This is a genomic window from Marinobacter sp., from assembly GCF_041686475.1.
In the GTDB taxonomy this organism is placed as follows: Bacteria; Pseudomonadota; Gammaproteobacteria; order Pseudomonadales; family Oleiphilaceae; genus Marinobacter.
Map to the genome: position 1 here is coordinate 48205 of NZ_JAWLDU010000008.1, position 18451 is coordinate 66655.

The window sequence follows — 18451 nt, forward strand, 5'->3', positions numbered from 1 at the left end:
GAGAGCCGTTATGGAAAGCCTGATGGCTTATGTCGTAGGCATCCTGTTCGCGGCAGCGATCTATATGATGCTGCGCCGTTCTATCGTCAAGCTGGTTATTGGCCTGATGATACTCAGCAACGCCGCCAACCTGCTGATCTTTGTGGTATCGGGTATGACCCGGGGTGCACCACCCCTGCTCCCCGAGGGCGCCGAGGCGCCGGCAGGCGCAATTGCAGATCCCTTGCCCCAGGCCCTGATACTCACTGCCATTGTTATCGCCTTCGGCGTTCTGGCCTTTGCCGTAGTTCTCATACGCCGTGCGTATGAAGTAGTGGGAACCGACGACCTCGACCAGATGAAGGATACGGACACTTGAACCCGGAACTCGCATTACCGATTCTCATCCCGCTGATCTCTGGTGCCGTTTCCTTGGCACTCTGGCGTTCGGTTCGCTATCAGCGCATTCTTGGCGTGCTTGCTACCGCTCTGCTACTTGGTGCCAGCGTGTGGTTGTTGCGCTCCACCATGGAAGAAGGCTTCCTGGTGCTGGAAATGGGCAGCTGGCCGGCACCATTCAGCATTGTGTTTGTTTCCGACATACTCAGCGCCATCATGATCGTGCTGACGGGCATTATCGGCCTGGCGATTGCCATCTATTCCCTGGCGTCCACGCCCAAGGGTCACGAGAAGTTCGGCTATTATCCGCTGATGCATCTGTTGCTGGCAGGGGTGGCAGGTTCCTTCCTCACAGGGGACCTCTTCAACCTGTTCGTCTGGTTCGAGGTCATGCTGCTTGCCTCCTTCGCCCTGCTGACACTGGGTGGTGAGCGGGCGCAGATGGAAGGCGCCATCAAATACGTGACCCTGAACCTGTTCTCGTCCGCCATGTTCCTGTCGGCGGTAGGCCTGCTATACGGCACCGTTGGCACACTCAACATGGCTGACATTGCCCAGAAAGTGGCAACCCTGGAAGATCCCGGCATGATTACCGTGATATCCATGATGTTCATGGTGTCATTCGGTATCAAGGCGGCGGCTTTCCCGCTGTTTTTCTGGTTACCGGCTTCCTACCACACCCCACAGGTGGCGGTTTCCGCCCTGTTTGCCGGACTGCTGACCAAGGTGGGGGTTTACGCTCTATACCGTGTGTTCACCCTGATATTCACACAGGATGTGGAGTACACCCACACTATCCTGCTGTGGGCGGCAGCACTGACGATGCTGACAGGCGTTCTGGGAGCTGCAGCCCAGTTTGAGTTCCGCAGGATTCTCTCATTCCACATAGTCAGCCAGATTGGCTACATGATTCTCGGGCTTGCGCTGTTTACACCGTTGGCGATCATTGGCGGGGTGTTCTACATCATGCACCACATCATTGTTAAGACGAACCTGTTTCTGGTCAGTGGCATTGTCTACCGGTTGCAGGGCAGCTATGAGCTGAAAGACCTGGGGGGCATCTACAAGGAAAAACCCATGCTTGCCCTGCTGTTCCTGATACCGGCATTGTCCCTGGCAGGCATTCCTCCCCTGTCCGGATTCTTCGCCAAATTCGTCGTTATCCGTGCTGGTCTGGAAGCCGAAGCCTATGTGGTTACCGGCATTGCCCTGCTGGTCGGTCTGCTGACGCTGTACTCCATGATCAAGATCTGGGCAGAGGTGTTCTGGAAAAAAACGCCGGAACACGTCAAGTCCATGAGCCTGCTAAAAGGCGATGTGAAGAAAAGCCACAACTGGGCCTACTATATCCCCGTGGTCGGCCTTGCGGCCTGTACCCTGTTCATCGGCCTTAACGGCCAGCCTATTTATGAATTGGCAGAAATGGCCGCAGATCAGTTGATGAACCCCGAGCTCTACATAGAGGCGGTTCTGGGAGGTGCGCAACAATGATCGGTTTCTTCTGGAACATCATGCTGGCACTTGCCTGGGTGGCACTGAGCGGCAACTTTTCAGCCATGAATCTCTTTGCCGGTTTCTTTTTTGCGTACCTGGCGCTAATGGTCCTGCAGAGGCAGGTACCGGTATTGAAGGGTTATTCCAGGCGTATTCCCAGGGTTGTCGCATTTCTGGTTTACTTTGTAAAAGAACTGATCAAGGCCAACTTCCGCGTGGCCTACGACGTTGCTACCCCGGTCTGGTATATGAAACCCGGCGTGATTGCGTTCCGCCTTGAAGCCCACACCGACGTCGAGATCATGTTCCTGAGCAGCGTGATTTCCCTGACACCCGGCACATTAAGCCTGGATGTGTCTGACGACCGCCAGGTACTGTTTATACACGCAATGTTTCTCCAGGATGAAGAACAGTTGCGCCAGGATCTCAAGGAACTTGAGCGCCGAATCCTGAAGATCTTGCGCTGAGGAGCCAACACGTGATTCCGTTTGTTATCAATATTGTCTACTTTATGCTTTCGGTGGCGCTACTGTTCGCGTTCATTCGCCTGACCAGGGGACCGTCGCTACCTGACCGGGTTGTAGCGCTGGAGCTGATTGCGTCCATCGTGGTGGGCTATGTAGGAGTCCATGCGATTGACACCGGTGTATCAAGCCTACTGGATGTCGCGATTGTGATCGCTCTGACAGCCTTCCTGGCGGCCATCGGTTTTGCAAGATTCCTGGAGCGCGGGGGACGCAGAAATGATTGAGATCATTGTATCGGTTCTGCTTCTTGCCGGCGCAGCCTTCATGCTGCTCGCCGCCGTTGGCATTCTCCGGCTGCCGGACCTGCCCACCCGTATGCACGCCTCCACCAAGGCCGGTGCCATGGGTGCCATGTTCACCATGGGCGGTGTGGCCTTCTATTTTGGCGACAGTGTCGTGTTTGCCCGAGCATTCGCCATCGTCGTTTTCATCCTCATCACCTCCCCAATTGCAGCTCATGTTATCGGGCGCGCCGGTTACTTCCTGGGCACCTCACTGTGGGATGGCACCGTGAAGGATGAGCTCAGGGAAAACTACGATCCGGACACCCACAAACTGAGCAGTGGTTACGAGGGCAGCCCCGAAAGCGTTACCCCACCAACGGAATCAGAGTCTCCCAAGGACTCCTGAACGTTTTCGGGCACTACTAACAGGCCCGTTGTTATTCACAGCATGGCAACATAATTTCGCGTATAGTGCGCTCATCGATTATGAGGAGATGCCTTCATGCTGAAAGTAAATGAATATTTTGATGGCAAGGCCAAATCTATTGCCTTCCAGACCTCTACCCTGCCGGCAACGGTGGGCGTTATCAGCCCGGGCGAATATGAGTTCGGCACCAGCAAGAAGGAAACCATGACAGTGATCAGTGGCGCCCTGACCGTTCTTTTGCCGGGCATGGAGGAATGGATGACCTACGGTTCCGGGGAGTTTTTTGAAGTGGCCGGGCAGGCCAGCTTCAAGGCAAAGACTGACATCGATACCGCCTACCTCTGCACCTACGAATAACAATTCGGGTGATCTCCCACACAGGCGTGGAACGGGACACACCGGCCGCCCAGGCCGGCAGCTCCGGTTCCGCGTTTTTTATCATTCAAAGGTTTCCGTTGACGTAAAACTGTGTCAGATTTAGGGCTCTTCTCGTTATAAATGAAACAATTGAGAAAGAGGTACCGAGTTATGGCACAGACCCGCATCCTGTCACCGGCGGACAACGCCTATCAGTATCCACTGCTGATCAAACAGCTCCTGCTCTCCGGCCCCCGCTACAATCCGGATCAGGAAATCGTGTACGCCAACCGTAGCAAGTACACCTATACCGACCTTGTGGATCGCATCCATCGTCTGGCAAACGCACTGACAGACGCCGGCGTGCAGGCGGGTGATACCGTGGCTGTCATGGATTGGGACACTCCTCGTTACCTCGAGTGCTTCTTTGCCGTACCGATGATTGGCGCCATTCTGCACACCATCAACGTACGTCTGTCTCCGGAGCAGATTGTCTACACCATGAACCACGCCGAAGATGATGTGGTACTGGTACACGATGACTTCCTTCCTATCATTGAAGGCGTGAAGGACGAAATCAAAACCGTCAGGACGTGGATTCAGCTGACCGACAGCGACCAGGCCAAGGCGGCGCCTGTCGATACCATCGGTGAGTATGAGCAATTACTGACCAAAGCAGACAATCAGTTCGACTTCCCGGATTTTGACGAAAACAGCGTAGCAACCACGTTCTACACTACCGGCACTACCGGCAATCCCAAAGGCGTGTATTTCAGCCACCGCCAGCTGGTGCTGCACACTCTGACCATGACAGGGGTTACCGCAGCATTTGATGAGATGCCGTTACTGCGCTCGTCATCGGTTTACATGCCCCTGACACCGATGTTTCACGTCCATGCCTGGGGCGTGCCCTACGCTGCCACCATGCTCGGCGTTAAACAGGTCTACCCCGGTCGTTACGAGCCAGAACTGCTTGTCGACCTTCTGAAGGAACACAAGGTCACTTTCTCACACTGCGTACCAACCATTATGCAGATGATGATGGGGACAGAATCCATCAAGACGGCCGACCTGAACAACTGGCACGTGCTGATCGGTGGCAGCGCACTGACAAAGGGCCTCTGCGATGCCGGTGCAAAACTGGGAATCAAGATGTACACCGCTTACGGCATGTCTGAGACCTGTCCGCTGCTAAGTGCCTCGCATATCAAGCCGGAAGATATGGAGCTACCCCTGGAGCAGCAGACGTCCATCCGGGTGAAGACCGGTGTTGCGGTGCCGATGGTGGAACTTGAAATAGTGGACCCGGAGGGTAAGCCCCTCCCCCATGATGGCGAAGCCAAAGGCGAAGTCGTTGCCCGCGCTCCATGGCTGACACAGGGCTATTTCAAGCAGCCTGAAAAAGGTGAGGAACTCTGGGAAGGTGGCTGGCTGCACACCGGCGACGTCGCCAGCATGGAGCCTGACCACACTCTCACCATCAAGGACCGCATCAAGGATGTGATCAAGACCGGTGGTGAATGGCTGTCATCCCTGGATCTGGAGAACCTGATCAGTCAGCACCCGGCCGTCGCAGGCGCCGCAGTGGTCGGTGTACCGGATGAAAAGTGGGGCGAACGCCCCCATGCCATGGTCACCCTGAAACCTGGCGAGGAAGCCACCCTTGAAGATATCCAGAGCCACCTCATGCAATTCGTGGACTCCGGCGAAATCAACAAGTGGGCAATCCCCAGCCAGATTGATTTTGTTGAGGATATCCCGAAAACCAGTGTTGGCAAGATCAACAAGAAGCTGATTCGGGATCAGCTGCAGTAGGAGCTACAGGTGCCCCGCACGGCCTGGAACACAGGTACAGCTGCGGGGCATTAGTCTGGTTTTTTCCCACCTAAAGTCCAGTAAAGCCAAAATCCACATCCGGTTTACGCCCTGCCATAATATCCGCCAGCGCTGCAGCAGAGCCACAGGAATGGGTCCACCCCAGAGTGCCATGACCGGTGTTCAGATAGAGATTCCCGAAATGGCTTTTTCCGATATAGGGCACATTCGAAGGTGTTGCCGGCCGTAACCCGGCCCAGAACTCGGACCGTTCCCAGTGGGCGGCTTCGGGCATCAGTTCGGCTGTGCGGCGGACGATAGACCGGCATCGGATAAGGTTCAGCTCCCGGCTATAGCCACTCACTTCTGCAGTGCCGGCCACTCGGATGCGGTCGCCGAGACGTGAAAACACCAACTTGTATTCATCATCGATGAGACTGACATTGAAAGCGGCTTCCTCATTCTTGACTGGCACGGTTATAGAGTAGCCTTTTGCCGGATAGATATTCAGGAACAGGCCAAGTTGCCGGGCCAGCACGGCGCTGAAACTACCGAGACTGAGAACGTACCTGTCCGCACGCAGGGTCTGGTGCTTTCCTTCGCATATGGTCCTGATGCCAAGGATTCGGTCCCGGGTGTTCTCGAAACCGAGAATTTCACTACCGTAGAGAAACTCAACGCCGGCTTCCTGTGCCTTACTGGCAAGTGCCTGAGTGAACTGCCGGGCATCACCGGATTCGTCTTCTGCGGTGTAAGTAGCCCCTTCAATCCGATGTTTGACCGGTGATAACGCCGGCTCCAGCTCAACCGCCCGATCGGCATCGATTACCTGGCGGTCACAGCCCAGGGAACGCATGATGCGGGCCGGCTCCAGTGCGGACTCAAACTCCCGTGGATTGGTGTAGAAGTGAAGTATGCCCTTTTCGAGGTGATCATATTCGATGCCGGTTTCTTTACGCAGCAACTGCAAACGCTCGCGGCTGTAGGTGCCAAGACGGACTATCTGGCGGATATTGTGGGCTGCTCTGGCAGAGGTGCATTCACGCAGGAATGCAGCCGCCCAGCGCCACTGGGCCAGATCCATGCGGGGCCGGAACAGCAAGGGCGCATCGGTGCGGGTCAGCCATTTAAGCACCTTGAAAGGCGCGGAAGGATTGGCCCAGGGTTCGGCATGGGATACTGATATCTGGCCGCCATTGGCATAGCTAGTCTCGGCTCCCGCAATGCTTTGCCGGTCTACAACGGTAACGTCATAACCCTGCTGTCTCAAAACCCATGCGGTTGTAACACCAACAACACCTGCACCCAGCACCAGTACATGCATTCAGTTCCTCCCTCGGCCTGCACCTGAATCAGCCCGCTATTGTAACGTCTGGAACAACAGATTGCGTGTCAGACCATTCGCCAGAATCAAGGAGTGCCAGTGTTCGTCAGCCACCTGACTTTTTAACCTGCCAACCTTTCTCCTTTAAAAGCGGCACCAGCACATCTCGCTGATCGCCCTGGATCTCGACCACTCCATCCTTGACGGTACCGCCGGTTCCGCATCGGGCCTTGAGGGTTTTGGCGAAGCTTTTCAGCGCTTTCTCATCCAGGGGAATGCCGGTGATCAGAGTGACGCCCTTGCCCTTGCGCCCCTTGGTTTCACGGCTGACACGCACAACCCCGTCACCAACGGCACGTGATGGTGCACCGCAAGCACAGTCATCAACGGGCCGTCGACAACCGGGGCACATGCGTCCCTGTTCCGTGGAAAACACCAGTCCACCAGAACGATTCTTCATAACATCCTCTTGGTATTTCCGGGATCCAACCGGGGCTTCATGCCCCCGGAGGATACTTTTCGAACATGTCCGCAACGATTTCGTCTATCAGTTTGCGGCGTGTTTCGGAAGACTGGTTTTCATTCAGGTAACGGCGGCTGGCGGCCCGCCAGACAACACGCTCTGTCTTCGCATCAACCAGCTCCACTACCAGCTTGCCTTCCTGGATTTCCCGAACCGGCGGAGCCGAAGACAGGCCCCAGCCGAAGTTACCAGTACCGAAACCGAACCCGAGGCCCAAGCCGCTGCGCTCAAGCCGTTCCTCTTCAACAATCTGCCAGGTCACCAGCAGGCCTGCTTCGCCCTCGTCGACCTTGCGCATGGCCTTGCGATTCAGCTCCCGCTCCACAGCGTTCTCGATTCGGCCGCCATCAAGTGAGGTGAAGTTTTTGCCCTCACTCTGCTGGGCGAATGCCCAGGATGCGTAGTTACCGAAGACTGTTCCGGAATCATAATCTGTTACAACGTTGCTGGCACACCCGGCCAATACCAGCATTAACAGGGAAACAAAGAAAATTCTCATGATTGCAACGACCCTTTTGTGTACCTTCCATAGCCCAGTATACGCACAGTAGACGTGCGGAGTTTCGGGAAACCTTCTCTAGGTTTCAAAACTGTAATCCATTCCACGAGCCTCACAGAACGCAGAGAACTCCTGGTTCCGATCCACTGGCATGGTGATATCCACTACCACACGGGAGCTGTATTCGACCTGTTCGACCCGGGCATCGTTCTGTTCACACCAGTGCCTGACCGGCTGCTCATCGGCAAAAGTCATGGTGACCGTCACCCGCGACAGGGGTTGCTGGATTACCCGGTCAACCTTTGCCAGCACGGCCTCGGTGGCGCCGGCATAGGCTCTGACAAGGCCTCCTGCGCCCAGCTTTGTACCTCCGAAGTAGCGGATCACCATCACCAGAACGTCGCCCAGATCCTTGTGCTGGATCACGCTCAGGATAGGCTTTCCGGCGGTTCCCGATGGCTCACCGTCGTCGTTCATCGCCGCTTCCGCCGCCGCTCCGGAGCGGCCAATCTGATAGGCCCAACAGATATGCCGTGCGTCCGGATGGTCTTGATGGGCCCGGTCAAGCCAGTCTCTGACATCGTCCCGCGATGTCACCGGGACAACACGGGCAATGAAACGGCTCTTCTTGATCTCTGTCTCCCGCTCCAGGAAACCGGCCGGGACTGGATAATCCTTTGACATGGTCAGCTCAGTTCGCTCCGGTGAAAACGGGAAGCCGCAGCGACACCGCCAGGCCACCCCGTTCAGCATTGAACGCCTCGATCTCGCCATCGTGAATAGCCACGATATCCCTGGCAATCGCAAGGCCCAGCCCCCAGCCCTTGCCACCACGGGACTTGTCCGCGCGGTAGAACGGCTCGAACAGGTGTGGCAGAACCTCATCCGGCACGCCCGGCCCTTCGTCCCGGATCTCCAGTACCAGTTGATCCTGCTCTGAATGCAAAGCCACGTGTACTTTCCTGCCCGGAGGTGTGTGGTCGAGGGCATTCTGCAGAATGTTGTCGAAAGCGCGCTGCAGCAGCCCCGGGTCACCCAGTACAGACGCACGCCTGCAATCCGGACCAATGGTCAACAGGCAGTCAACCCCCCGATGCTCCGCGTAATCGGCGGCGTCCTTGAGCACTTCATTGATTACCATTACCGGCTGGACGCCTTCCCGCTCAATGTCTCCGCCCTTCTCCGATACCCGGTACAGAGTCAGTATCTGCGAGGTCATGGCTTCGAGCCGCTCGTTCTGACGCAGGATGGAGGCCATAAGATCGTCATCCACGCCGCCCTCACGGGCCAGTTCGATGGCGATCCGCTGGCGCGTCAGCGGAGTTCGCAGATCATGTGAGATATCCCTCAGCAGATGAGTCTGGCGATCCAGCAGTTTGCACAACTGTTCGGTCATGGCGTTGAAGGCTGTTGCCAGGGCACCCACTTCGTCCCGACGGCCGGCAATGCCGTCACTGACGCGCAGGGAATTATCGCCGGAGGCAATGGCCTTCGCTGTTGCTTCCATATGCTTGAGAGGGCGTGACACAAGCCGCGCCACCCAGACGCAGGCCAACGTTATGATGACAAAAGCGAGGGTAAGCTCGAGCCACTGAAAAACCCGGGGGTTCAGCCAGGCTTCGCCATTCAGGCGCGGCCAGGCAACCAGCTGGTAGCCTTCTGCCACCTCAATGACCGCGGGCCGTTGCCGATACCAGCCGCCCGACTCCATTCGTTCGCGGATGGACTCCGGCAGGCTGCCATCATCGTGGTTTGCCTCGATAAGGAACAGGTGCAGCTCCAGCTCGCTGCCCCGCTCCTTCAGAAAGCGCCAGGCATCGCCCCGCCCCTGGTTCTCGCGCACCGCCAACGCTTCAACGGCAAGCTCCTGCAGGCCTGCCTGACGTTCAATGGCCTGCCTTTCACGGTCTTTCAGGGTGTGGGTGACCAGGCTGCCAGCAACCATGGTGAGCGCCATGGCAAGCCAGATTGAGATGAATATCCGCCAGAACAGGGGAAACCTGAGCCCTCTGGTCATGACGGCACCCGATAGCTGTAACCCAGCCCCCGAACCGTTTCAATTCTCGGCGGATCGTCATTGCCCAGTTTCTTTCGCAGATTGCTGATATGCATATCCAGTGTGCGGTCGTAAGCTTCCAGGCGACGCCCCAGGGCCCACTGCATGAGGTCCGTCTTTCTCACCACACTGCCGGCATGGGCCAGCAGCACCTGCAGAACTTCGTACTCGGTAGCAGTCAGATCCAGCGCCACGTCGTCCTGGTATATCCTGAGGTGCACCGGCTCAACCCTCAGGTCGCCATAGGTCCGGGATTCGTCCAGGCCAACTTCCTGATCCCAGGCCACACGCCTTAACAGCGCCTGGAGCCGGGCAATCAGTTCCCTGGGATTGCAGGGTTTGGGAATGTAGTCGTCGGCACCCACTTCGAAGCCCACGATCCGGTCAGTTTCGTCACCACGGGCTGTCAACAGCACAACGGGAAGGTGGGTTTTTGCCCGCAGCTGGCGCAGCACTTCCAGTCCACTGATATCCGGCAACATGATATCCAGCACCACGATGTCACAGTGCTGACCCATCGCCAGGGACAGTCCGTCCTGACCGTTCGCCGCTTCGCGCACGGTAAAACCCTGATTGGCGAGATAGCGTGACAACAGTTCCCGCAGTTCTTCATCGTCCTCAACCAACAGCACCCGGTTTTGCATAGCAATCCTCCGTTGTTACAGACAGCAGTCTATCACGGCATTAAAAGGACCCTGTTTTGCATCATTTTTCTTTGCATAACCTTTACACGGTGATCATCTCGGAGTTTCTGGCGTATGGTAGTAATAAATCCCCGAGAGCCCCATACCATGCCAGAATCCGGCACCCCTGAACTGACAATCCAAACCGTCCGCTCCATCGGTGGCATCAACGCCGATGACTGGCGAGCTTTCAGCGGCACTGACAACCCTTTTCTGCGCCATGACTTCCTGCTCTCACTGGAAGAATCCGGATGCACAACCGCGGCCACCGGCTGGACACCATCCCACCTGATGTTCTACCTGGATGGCCAGCTTGCAGGTGTCGCACCCGCCTACCTGAAAACCCATTCCATGGGGGAGTACGTTTTCGACTGGGCCTGGGCGGAAGCCTATCAGCGTTACGGCATGGATTATTATCCCAAGTTGCTCATTGCAGTACCCTTTACGCCCTGCCAAGGGCCACGGCTATTGCTCTCGGAGCAACTTCGGGAGTGGATAACGCCAGAGCGAATCCATCAGGCACTGGATTCGGCTTCCGAAAACCTGGGCGCCCATTCCTGGCATCTGCTGTTTCCGGATGCAGCGGATCAGCAAACGCTGGGCATGGAAGAGGAGCTCCACCGCATTGGCTGCCAGTTCCACTGGCAAAACCATGGCTATGACAGCTTCGATGATTTCCTGGCCGTGCTGACCTCACGGAAAAGAAAATCCATTCGCAAAGAACGGAGACAGGTAGCGGACCAGGGCATTTCGTTCCGGCATTTTTCAGGCAAGAATACGCCCGATCATGTCCTCTCGGCGTTTTACGTGTTCTATCAGGCGACGTACCTGAAACGTGGACAACGGCCCTATCTCAATAGGGAGTTCTTTTTCCAGCTGAGGGAGCGGCAGCCAGAACAGTTGCACATCGTCATGGCTGTCAGGGATGAACAGATGATTGCGGGAGCCCTCTTTCTTCATGGCACAGATACACTCTACGGTCGCTATTGGGGCTGCCTTGAGGAATTCGAGCATCTGCATTTCGAAACCTGCTACTATCAGGGCATCGAGCTGGCCATCCAGCAGGCACTGACCCGATTTGACGCTGGTGCCCAGGGGGAGCATAAACTGGTTCGTGGCTTCGAGCCGGTTATAACCCACTCCTGGCACGGCGTACTTCACCCTGGATTCCGCGAGGCCATTGCCAGGTTTACCCGGGAAGAGGCGGAGCACGTCATGGCCTATACCGAGGATGCGCTAGACGCGCTACCATTCAGGCAAGTCGGGCCGGATCAGTAGCAGACCTCAAGTTTTTACTGACATATTACGGAGCGGGCAGCCATGGAACCGGACTATCTTTTTGACCTGCTGAGCACCAACCATTTCATCCTTCTGATTGCTGCGGCCGCGCTGGTTATAGCGATCGCTGCCCTGTTCTCCGGCTCCGCAGCCAGGCGAAGGGCGTTATCGCAAATCGATGCGGTAAAACAGCGCGTCGACAGCCTCTGGACCGACATGGACGAATTGCGGGTTTCCCAGTTCAACGGCCCCGGCGCCTCTGGCGGCAATGACACCACCGCCAGTGAACGGTTCACTGCGGAGAAGGCGGCTTACGAAACCATCTGGCCGCTACTCTGGTCATTGCACGACAAGCTCGGCATGTTTCTTCGTGCCGTTGAAGCGGATGAACAGGCCGGCGAACTGCGGCTTGAGGCGCGGAATGCAGCACTGACAGCCCGCAGCACGCTGAACCGGGTACGTCCCTTCTGCCACGGTGACGTGGACGAGCTTATTACCCAACTGATTGATAACCATATCAAGGCACACCTGGCCGCCTGTCATTACATGGACTTGCGCAAGGATTCCTTGTCATCAAGCTCCAACCACGACAGAGCCGTGCAGAAAGAAAAGTTCCATATGCTTTACGACGGCCAGGCCAAGGAAATGCTTGACCAGCTGGTTACTCTGATCAGGCGCAGAATGCTCAAGTAGTCAGTCCCTTATCACCCGCTCCAGGGTATCCCGCTGCAAGGCCCTCAGGAAGTCGCTGATCATAACCGGCACCGTTTCCACAGGTTCCAGGGAGCGAATCCTTTCCGGCAGCGTATCAATAGCAGCCCTGGCAGCATTGACCTGCTCGTCCAGTGGCGCTATGGCGCCGTCGACAATCCGGCCGTGCTTCATCATCGGTTTCAGCATCGGACTGCCGTCAAACACCTCGTCTCTGCCGCAGACAACGTCCTCGGCAATGGTGCCATCCAGCCCCAAACGCCGATAGATCTGTTTGGGCCCGGGATACGACTGTTTGCCCGGTGAGTTTTTCATGCGCGGAAAGCTGGCGTATTCAGTCAGTTTGAAGGCAAGTTCCAGCGCCGGCTCATCGCGCGAAACGGCGATGGATGTACCTACGCCAAAACCATCAATGGGCGCTCCCGATGACACCAGTTCGGCGATTCTGTACTCGTCCAGACCACCGCTCGCCATGATTTTTATATCGGACAATTCGGCCTCATCCAGCATTCTACGGCAGTCCAGAGCTTCTTCCGCGAGGTCTCCGGAATCCAGACGAATACCACCGACGTTCACCTCGGGGCTGTCCCGCAGCCAGTCAACAATTCGACTGACAGCCGCGCGGGTATCGTAAGTATCAACCAGCAGCGTGGTTCCGGGGTAGAGGCGTGCATAGACCCTGAACGCTTCCAGTTCATCGCTACAGGCCTGGACAAAGCTGTGGGCCATGGTGCCGTAAACGGGCACGTTGAAATCCAGGCTCGCAAGGACATTGCTGGTGCCTGCCAGCCCCGCCAGCCGATATGCCCGCACGGCCCTGTGAGCCGCGTCCACGCCATGGGTCCTGCGCATGCCGAAGTCGACCACCGGCCGCCCTTCGGCCGCGAAAGTCAGCCGCACGGCCTTGGATGCCAGAACCGACTCCAGGTGCACATAGTTCATAACCAGGCTTTCCAGCAGCTGGACCTCGGCGATCGGCCCTTCAATCTCGAGCATGGGTTCCTGGGGGAACAATGGCGTTCCCTCGGCAACCGCGTAAATCGAACCGCTGAACCGGAAGCCGCGCAGCCAGTCCAGAAACTCCGGTTGAAACCGTTGCAGCGATGCCAGTCGCTCAATGTGCTCGTCGGTGAAACTCAGGGCCTGAATAACGGAAACCACACTCTGCTGCCCGCAGGCAAGTACGAAGTTGCGGTTCTCAGGCAGTTCACGGAAAAACAGGCTGAACACCGCCGTGTCATTCATGCCCTCGGACCAGTAGGCCTGGGACATAGCGAGTTCATACAGATCGACCATCAGTGACAGGTCGCCCTGTCTGACAAGCGGTGGTTGTGTCAGCACAGATCGGCTCCCTCCTCTTTCAGGTCCTCGAAGACTGCCGGCGCGTCGTCTGCATTCACAGCACGGGTGCCTTCGGTGATGAGTTCGACTTCGAAACCGAGTTGCAAGGCATCCTTGACAGTCGCCTGTACGCACACATCCAGTGCCAGGCCGGCCACAAAGAGGCGATGGATGCCATGGCGGCGTAGATAACTGTCCAGTTGGGTGCCGTCAAACGCGGAATAGGCATCCGTGTCGAACGCCGTTCCCTTGCTTACCCTGACCGCGGAATGGGGAAGTTCCATTTGCGGATGGAACTCGGCCCCCTGGGTATCCTGGACACAATGGACCGGCCAGGGACCACCGCGATCCTGGAAACTTATATGGTCGACAGTGTGCCAGTCGCGGCTGGCGAGAATCGGCCAGTCTGCCGCCTGCGCCTTGCTGATCCACTGGTTGATGGCTGGAAAGATCTCGTCGCTGCCCGGCACCGCCAGACTGCCGCCTTCGCAAAAGTCGTTCTGAACATCAATCAGTAACAGAGCATTTGGTCCGGTGCCCATAAGACTACCTCCCATGGCTTTACCAGATTCAGATGTTCGTTCAGATCACCGGATGTCAGCTTCCCTCTATCCGGAAGCCGATTTTAAGCACAACCTGATAGTGTCCGACTTTGCCATCAACAACATGGCCCCGGGTTTCCTGTACTTCAAACCACTCAATGTTCCGAAGGTTCTTGCTGCATTCGGCGATCGCATTTTCAATGGCATCCTCGATGCTTGTTTTCGAGGAACCAACCACTTCCACCTTCTTGTAAACATGATGGTCGGACATAACACCTCCTTTCATCAAGCCCGTCTATAGTCAGGCAAAGCTTTCGAATGCCTGTATTTTCAGCCTATACCAGTAAACTGTAGCCAGCAAACAGCCGGCACGCTTCTATGCGGGAACTTTACGTAATAACTGAACTCTGAGATTTCCTGCATCGTAACCTGGCAACCGCTCACTGGCTCCGGATCTCTATGAGAAAAATCAAGCATTGTTTTATCGGTGTCTCCCTGACACTCGCACTGTTACTGGCCGGCCCTCTCCTGCTGGCTGCCTGTGCGGGTTTCCAGGACTCCGGAAGCTGGCGAACGGCCGATCGCTCCAGTGCCGGGCTGGCCCCCACTCCGGAGCAGGAGCAGGACGCTGTGGTACAAGTATACGGTGCACGCGCTTTCAACTGGCGAGGCTATTTTTCGTTGCACACCTGGATCAGCACCAAGGAGGCGGGTGCCAGCAGTTACTATGTTCATGAAGTGACCGGCTGGCGCCACTATGTGGTCCAGTCGCGGCCAGATGACCCGGACCGCGCCTGGTACGGCTCCAGACCCCAGTTGATCGCAGATTTTCGCGGGGAGCAGGCGCAGAAGATTATTGAGCAGCTTGGTGAGGTGATCGAGGAGTACCCTTACCCGACAACCTATGAGGCATGGCCAGGCCCCAACAGCAACACGTTCGTGGCCTGGGTGATCCGTCAGATTCCGGAGATGGAAGTGGCCCTGCCCAATCACGCCATTGGCAAGGACTATCTGGGTAATGGTGTGCTGTCTGAAGTGCCCGGCGGGAGCGGTTATCAGTTTTCGCTGGGTGGCTATTTCGGCGTCTTGGCCGGTGTTCGGGAAGGCCTGGAACTCAACATCCTGGGTTTATCTCTGGGTATAAACCCGCTGGGGCTTGGCATCAAACTCCCGGGGATTGGGGAGCTGGCACTGCGCAACACGAATCCTATGCCGGCGTCTGAGCCGGGTGCTGCCGAGACGGCCGGGCTAAAATCCAGCGATACCCGTGTAACGCACCAGGCCTGCAGCGACGATACCTGCAGCAATGGCCGGTAAGGGTTTTTTGGTAGCCAGCATGACCACCGCCGTAACAACCAACGCCGCCAGCGAGCCAGCGTCACCGCTGAACGCCATGGGAACAATGATGGCGATCAATACCGAACTGGCCATGGTATTGATAAAGCTCTCAATGCGGGGGCTGATGGTGACGAAGGACATCAGGAACACACCGCCGAAACGGGTCACCATGGTGACAATCGTCATGATTGCAATCAGGGCCAGGATACCGGCAGTGGTGGTTTCAATGTTCACGTCGAGGGTCCCTCCTCAGTAGCTACGTCTTCTTCACCGTGTTTGTTTTCCAGCCAGAAGAAGCCGATGGCACCACCAGCTATCGCACCAACTATCACGTGAGTATTCGGGGGCAGCCATTTCCAGGCGGCCAGTGATGAGACCGCGGCCACGGTCCAGGCCACCAGTGTTCTGGGTGACTTGTTACCACCCAGCGCCATGGCCAGAAGGAAGCAGCCGAGCACCATGTCCAGGCCGAGGGATTGGGGGTCCTGCAACAGCCCGCCGAAATAAACCCCGAGCCAGGTTCCGATAAGCCATGCGATCCATATGGCGAGGCCGCCGCCAAGAATGACTTCCAGGTTGCGTTTGCCGTTCTGGTAGTCCTGGGCAGAGACCGCCCAGTTGGCGTCGGTCAGAAACAGCAGCAGGCCGTATCGGCGTCCGGGGGACATGTCCCGGAGCATGGGGTAAAGCGACGCACCCATCAGCAGGTGTCGGGAGTTGATGGCGAACACCACGGCAATCAGGGGAATCAGGGAGACTTCGCTGCCCCACATGTCCACGGCGGCAAATTGGGACGCACCGGCAAACACGGTGAAACTCATCAAAATCGCCTGCAGTGGTTCGAGCCCTTTCTGCACGGCTGCCAGGCCGAAGGCAGCACCGAATGCCACCACGAATAACGAGATGGGAAGAAGCCGGAGGAATTCGGAACGGACTTTCTCTGGCTGGAGCTGGTAGGAATATGTGCTGGCGTTCATATAAGCAAGCTAATGAAACTGCCAGCAGATGCGTATAGGTAGATGCCGAAGCGTCAGAGCTGGTTCAGCGAGACAGCCAGGGTTTCGCTGATGCCTGCGTTGAGTTTGAGGTCCACCAGCGAGTCAGCCCGGGTGCGGCCGATATTCAGTGTCGCCATGGGTTTGCCCCATTCCTTTGCATAGCGGCAGAAGCGGAACCCGGAATAAACCATCAGTGATGACCCGATCACCAGCAGGCCATCACTGGCCCTGAGGGTGGCCAGCGCCGAGTGCACCCGCTCTTTGGGAACATAATCTCCGAAAAACACCACATCCGGCTTCAGAATGCCGTCGCAGCAGGGGCAGTCGGCAATGTGGAACCCGGAAAAGTCCACCTCGAGGTCAGCATCGCCATCCGGTGCCGCACCGGCGGTGTATTGCCTGAACTCCGGGTTCATATCGGCACAGCGCTCGTGCACCTCGTCCCGTTTGCACCGGTATCCGCAGCTCATGCAGACCACTTCGTCTGCCCTGCCATGCAGGTCCGTCACAGAACGGCTGCCAGCCTGCTGGTGAAGACGGTCTACGTTCTGGGTCACCAACAAACGGCTGTGATTGCGCGTTTCCAGCTCTGCGACAAGCTGATGGGCCGGGTTGGGCCTGGCATTGCGGATGACTGGCCAACCGATCAGGCTTCGGCCCCAGTAACGTTTTCGCACCGCCATGCTGGTCATGAAATCCTGGTGCTGCACCGGTTGTTTGCGTTTCCAGGCACCATCGCCGTCCCGATAATCGGGAATGCCGGAATCGGTGCTGACGCCGGCACCGGTCAGAATCATCAGCCCCGGGTAGCGATGGATAAATTCCGCCAGCATGACACCGGCCTCCTCCGGCGTATGCAGCACCAGCGGCTGATCGTTGCTTGGCATGGTTACGCCTCTGGCGGGCTTTCGAATTGCAGACATCACATTTACACCTGTTGGCAGACCTCTCTACTTTAAGGAGCAAATCGGGCCCTGCCAATGCTGGTTAGCCGAAAACAGCGTCAATGCCTGATAACAGTTTCCTGTTTATACATTGTGCACAATTTATTTGTGTGCAATGATTGACGTGGTGAAACAACCTGACAGCCAACCATACGTTTGCGCCGCAGAGCGCAGAGCGCAGAGCGCAGAGAGGAGGATAAGGATTATGTCTATTGAACAGGTGTTGTACCGTGCATCAGCAGAAGCCACCGGCGGCCGTGATGGCCGGGCCATTTCGTCCGATGGCATTCTGGATGTCGAGCTGACCACCCCGAAAGAACTCGGTGGCGCAGGTGGCAAGGGCACCAACCCGGAGCAGCTCTTCGCAGCAGGCTATTCAGCGTGCTTTATCGGCGCCATGAAGTTTGTAGCGGGGCGGGACAAGCTGCCTATGCCGGAAGACGCGTCCATTGAGGGGGTGGTCGGTATTGGCCAGATTCCGGCAGGTTTCGCTATTGAAGTGGAGCTGAAGATTTCACTGCCCGGTATGGACGACGCCAGTGCAAAACAGCTGATCGACGAAGCCCATAAGGTGTGTCCCTACTCCAATGCCACCCGTGGCAACATTGATGTGACTCTGACCCGGGTCGATTAAAAACGGCAACACAAGTCAGCCTGAATGACAGAGGCAGCGGGAAAACCGCTGCCTCTGTCATTGGCTGGGCGGAAATATCCGCGGCCCTCAGGCCCCGGAACCAGGCATCGCAGAACGCATAACGCTTCATGCAAACGTGTGCATTTACATGTAATACCGGCTATACCTTTCTCGTCCGTCTTACAAAGAATGACACCTGTTGACTGTCCGATAACTTGGTGCCCTTGCTGATGCCTCCAACTAATGCCTCTTATTCCCGCCCCCGGGCAACCCGCTTTTCCCTGTTCGCCCGTTTTCGTCCAACACTCGTCAGCCGCCTGGCCCTGGGGTTCGGAATGGTCGGATTAGGTGTTATTGC

General features: G+C 56.9%; 23 protein-coding genes. 11 read left to right on the forward strand and 12 right to left on the reverse strand.

Going from position 1 to position 18451, the window contains the following annotated elements:
- Positions 1-10: 10 nt before the first annotated feature.
- From ACESMB_RS03550 to ACESMB_RS03580, 7 genes are all read left to right on the forward strand, one after another.
- On the forward strand, positions 11-358 hold the full coding sequence (locus ACESMB_RS03550) for a Na+/H+ antiporter subunit C (RefSeq protein WP_027832816.1): 348 nt from the start codon (positions 11-13) through the stop codon (positions 356-358).
- On the forward strand, positions 355-1869 hold the full coding sequence (locus tag ACESMB_RS03555; RefSeq protein ID WP_372927265.1) for a Na+/H+ antiporter subunit D: 1515 nt from the start codon (positions 355-357) through the stop codon (positions 1867-1869). The genes ACESMB_RS03550 and ACESMB_RS03555 overlap by 4 nt, the downstream gene beginning before the upstream one ends.
- Complete coding sequence (locus ACESMB_RS03560) at positions 1866-2339, forward strand: Na+/H+ antiporter subunit E (RefSeq protein ID WP_372927264.1); 474 nt, start codon at positions 1866-1868, stop codon at positions 2337-2339. The genes ACESMB_RS03555 and ACESMB_RS03560 overlap by 4 nt, the downstream gene beginning before the upstream one ends.
- An 11-nt stretch (positions 2340-2350) precedes the next feature.
- Positions 2351-2623 carry a monovalent cation/H+ antiporter complex subunit F gene (locus ACESMB_RS03565; RefSeq protein ID WP_372927263.1) on the forward strand — a complete coding sequence of 91 codons (273 nt, stop codon included), beginning with the start codon at positions 2351-2353 and terminating at the stop codon, positions 2621-2623.
- On the forward strand, positions 2616-3029 hold the full coding sequence (mnhG, locus tag ACESMB_RS03570; RefSeq protein WP_372927262.1) for a monovalent cation/H(+) antiporter subunit G: 414 nt from the start codon (positions 2616-2618) through the stop codon (positions 3027-3029). The genes ACESMB_RS03565 and mnhG overlap by 8 nt, the downstream gene beginning before the upstream one ends.
- Before the next feature lie 96 nt (positions 3030-3125).
- Complete coding sequence (locus ACESMB_RS03575; RefSeq protein ID WP_135953216.1) at positions 3126-3407, forward strand: pyrimidine/purine nucleoside phosphorylase; 282 nt, start codon at positions 3126-3128, stop codon at positions 3405-3407.
- Between the two features lie 171 nt (positions 3408-3578).
- Positions 3579-5222 (forward strand): fatty acid--CoA ligase, encoded by a 1644-nt coding sequence (locus ACESMB_RS03580; RefSeq protein WP_372970915.1) that lies wholly within the window; start codon positions 3579-3581, stop codon positions 5220-5222.
- 70 nt (positions 5223-5292) lie between these two features.
- On the opposite strand, the gene ACESMB_RS03585 is transcribed toward ACESMB_RS03580, so the two are convergent.
- The 6 genes from ACESMB_RS03585 to ACESMB_RS03610 all read right to left on the reverse strand — a co-directional run bounded on the left by ACESMB_RS03585 (position 5293) and on the right by ACESMB_RS03610 (position 10268).
- Positions 5293-6546, reverse strand: a complete 1254-nt coding sequence (locus ACESMB_RS03585; RefSeq protein ID WP_372970916.1) for a D-amino acid dehydrogenase — start codon at positions 6544-6546, stop codon at positions 5293-5295.
- A 106-nt stretch (positions 6547-6652) separates the two neighbouring features.
- The gene (locus ACESMB_RS03590; RefSeq protein WP_372927361.1) at positions 6653-7006 is read right to left on the reverse strand and encodes a translation initiation factor Sui1; all 354 of its coding nucleotides are present in this window, start codon (positions 7004-7006) and stop codon (positions 6653-6655) included.
- Positions 7007-7043: 37 nt separating this feature from the next.
- Positions 7044-7568, reverse strand: coding sequence for a DUF4136 domain-containing protein (locus ACESMB_RS03595; protein ID WP_372927360.1), 525 nt, complete (start codon positions 7566-7568; stop codon positions 7044-7046).
- A gap of 78 nt (positions 7569-7646) precedes the next feature.
- Positions 7647-8252: a YigZ family protein gene (locus ACESMB_RS03600; RefSeq protein WP_372927359.1), complete on the reverse strand. Its 606-nt coding sequence runs from the start codon at positions 8250-8252 to the stop codon at positions 7647-7649.
- 7 nt (positions 8253-8259) lie between these two features.
- A complete protein-coding gene (locus ACESMB_RS03605; protein ID WP_372970917.1) occupies positions 8260-9585 on the reverse strand; it encodes an ATP-binding protein in 1326 nt (441 codons plus the stop codon).
- The gene (locus ACESMB_RS03610; RefSeq protein ID WP_372970918.1) at positions 9582-10268 is read right to left on the reverse strand and encodes a response regulator transcription factor; all 687 of its coding nucleotides are present in this window, start codon (positions 10266-10268) and stop codon (positions 9582-9584) included. Before ACESMB_RS03610 ends, ACESMB_RS03605 begins: the two co-directional genes overlap by 4 nt.
- A gap of 147 nt (positions 10269-10415) precedes the next feature.
- Between ACESMB_RS03610 and ACESMB_RS03615 the strand changes: the two genes are divergently transcribed.
- Positions 10416-11585, forward strand: a complete 1170-nt coding sequence (locus ACESMB_RS03615; protein ID WP_372927363.1) for a GNAT family N-acetyltransferase — start codon at positions 10416-10418, stop codon at positions 11583-11585.
- Between the two features lie 42 nt (positions 11586-11627).
- Complete coding sequence (locus ACESMB_RS03620) at positions 11628-12278, forward strand: hypothetical protein (RefSeq protein ID WP_372927356.1); 651 nt, start codon at positions 11628-11630, stop codon at positions 12276-12278.
- Here the strand turns inward: ACESMB_RS03620 and ACESMB_RS03625 are convergent, their stop codons facing one another.
- From ACESMB_RS03625 to ACESMB_RS03635, 3 genes are read right to left on the reverse strand one after another with little or no spacing between them, the layout of a single operon-like run.
- Positions 12279-13637: a nicotinate phosphoribosyltransferase gene (locus tag ACESMB_RS03625; protein WP_372970919.1), complete on the reverse strand. Its 1359-nt coding sequence runs from the start codon at positions 13635-13637 to the stop codon at positions 12279-12281.
- Entirely contained in the window at positions 13631-14179 is a 549-nt protein-coding gene (locus ACESMB_RS03630) for an isochorismatase family protein (protein ID WP_372927354.1), read from the reverse strand. The genes ACESMB_RS03625 and ACESMB_RS03630 overlap by 7 nt, the downstream gene beginning before the upstream one ends.
- Before the next feature lie 55 nt (positions 14180-14234).
- Entirely contained in the window at positions 14235-14450 is a 216-nt protein-coding gene (locus tag ACESMB_RS03635; RefSeq protein WP_372927353.1) for a dodecin, read from the reverse strand.
- A 188-nt stretch (positions 14451-14638) separates the two neighbouring features.
- Between ACESMB_RS03635 and ACESMB_RS03640 the strand changes: the two genes are divergently transcribed.
- Positions 14639-15496 carry a DUF3750 domain-containing protein gene (locus ACESMB_RS03640; protein WP_372970920.1) on the forward strand — a complete coding sequence of 286 codons (858 nt, stop codon included), beginning with the start codon at positions 14639-14641 and terminating at the stop codon, positions 15494-15496.
- Here the strand turns inward: ACESMB_RS03640 and ACESMB_RS03645 are convergent.
- The 3 genes from ACESMB_RS03645 to ACESMB_RS03655 are packed head-to-tail and all read right to left on the reverse strand — an operon-like array spanning position 15428 to position 17438.
- Positions 15428-15751, reverse strand: a complete 324-nt coding sequence (locus ACESMB_RS03645; RefSeq protein WP_372927627.1) for an AzlD family protein — start codon at positions 15749-15751, stop codon at positions 15428-15430. The two genes, ACESMB_RS03640 and ACESMB_RS03645, sit on opposite strands and share 69 nt — an antisense overlap.
- Positions 15748-16494: an AzlC family ABC transporter permease gene (locus tag ACESMB_RS03650; protein WP_372927628.1), complete on the reverse strand. Its 747-nt coding sequence runs from the start codon at positions 16492-16494 to the stop codon at positions 15748-15750. The genes ACESMB_RS03645 and ACESMB_RS03650 overlap by 4 nt, the downstream gene beginning before the upstream one ends.
- A 53-nt stretch (positions 16495-16547) precedes the next feature.
- Positions 16548-17438, reverse strand: coding sequence for an NAD-dependent protein deacetylase (locus ACESMB_RS03655; protein WP_372970921.1), 891 nt, complete (start codon positions 17436-17438; stop codon positions 16548-16550).
- Positions 17439-17664: 226 nt separating this feature from the next.
- Between ACESMB_RS03655 and ACESMB_RS03660 the strand changes: the two genes are divergently transcribed.
- Positions 17665-18093, forward strand: coding sequence for an organic hydroperoxide resistance protein (locus ACESMB_RS03660; protein WP_372970922.1), 429 nt, complete (start codon positions 17665-17667; stop codon positions 18091-18093).
- Positions 18094-18451 lie beyond the last annotated feature (358 nt).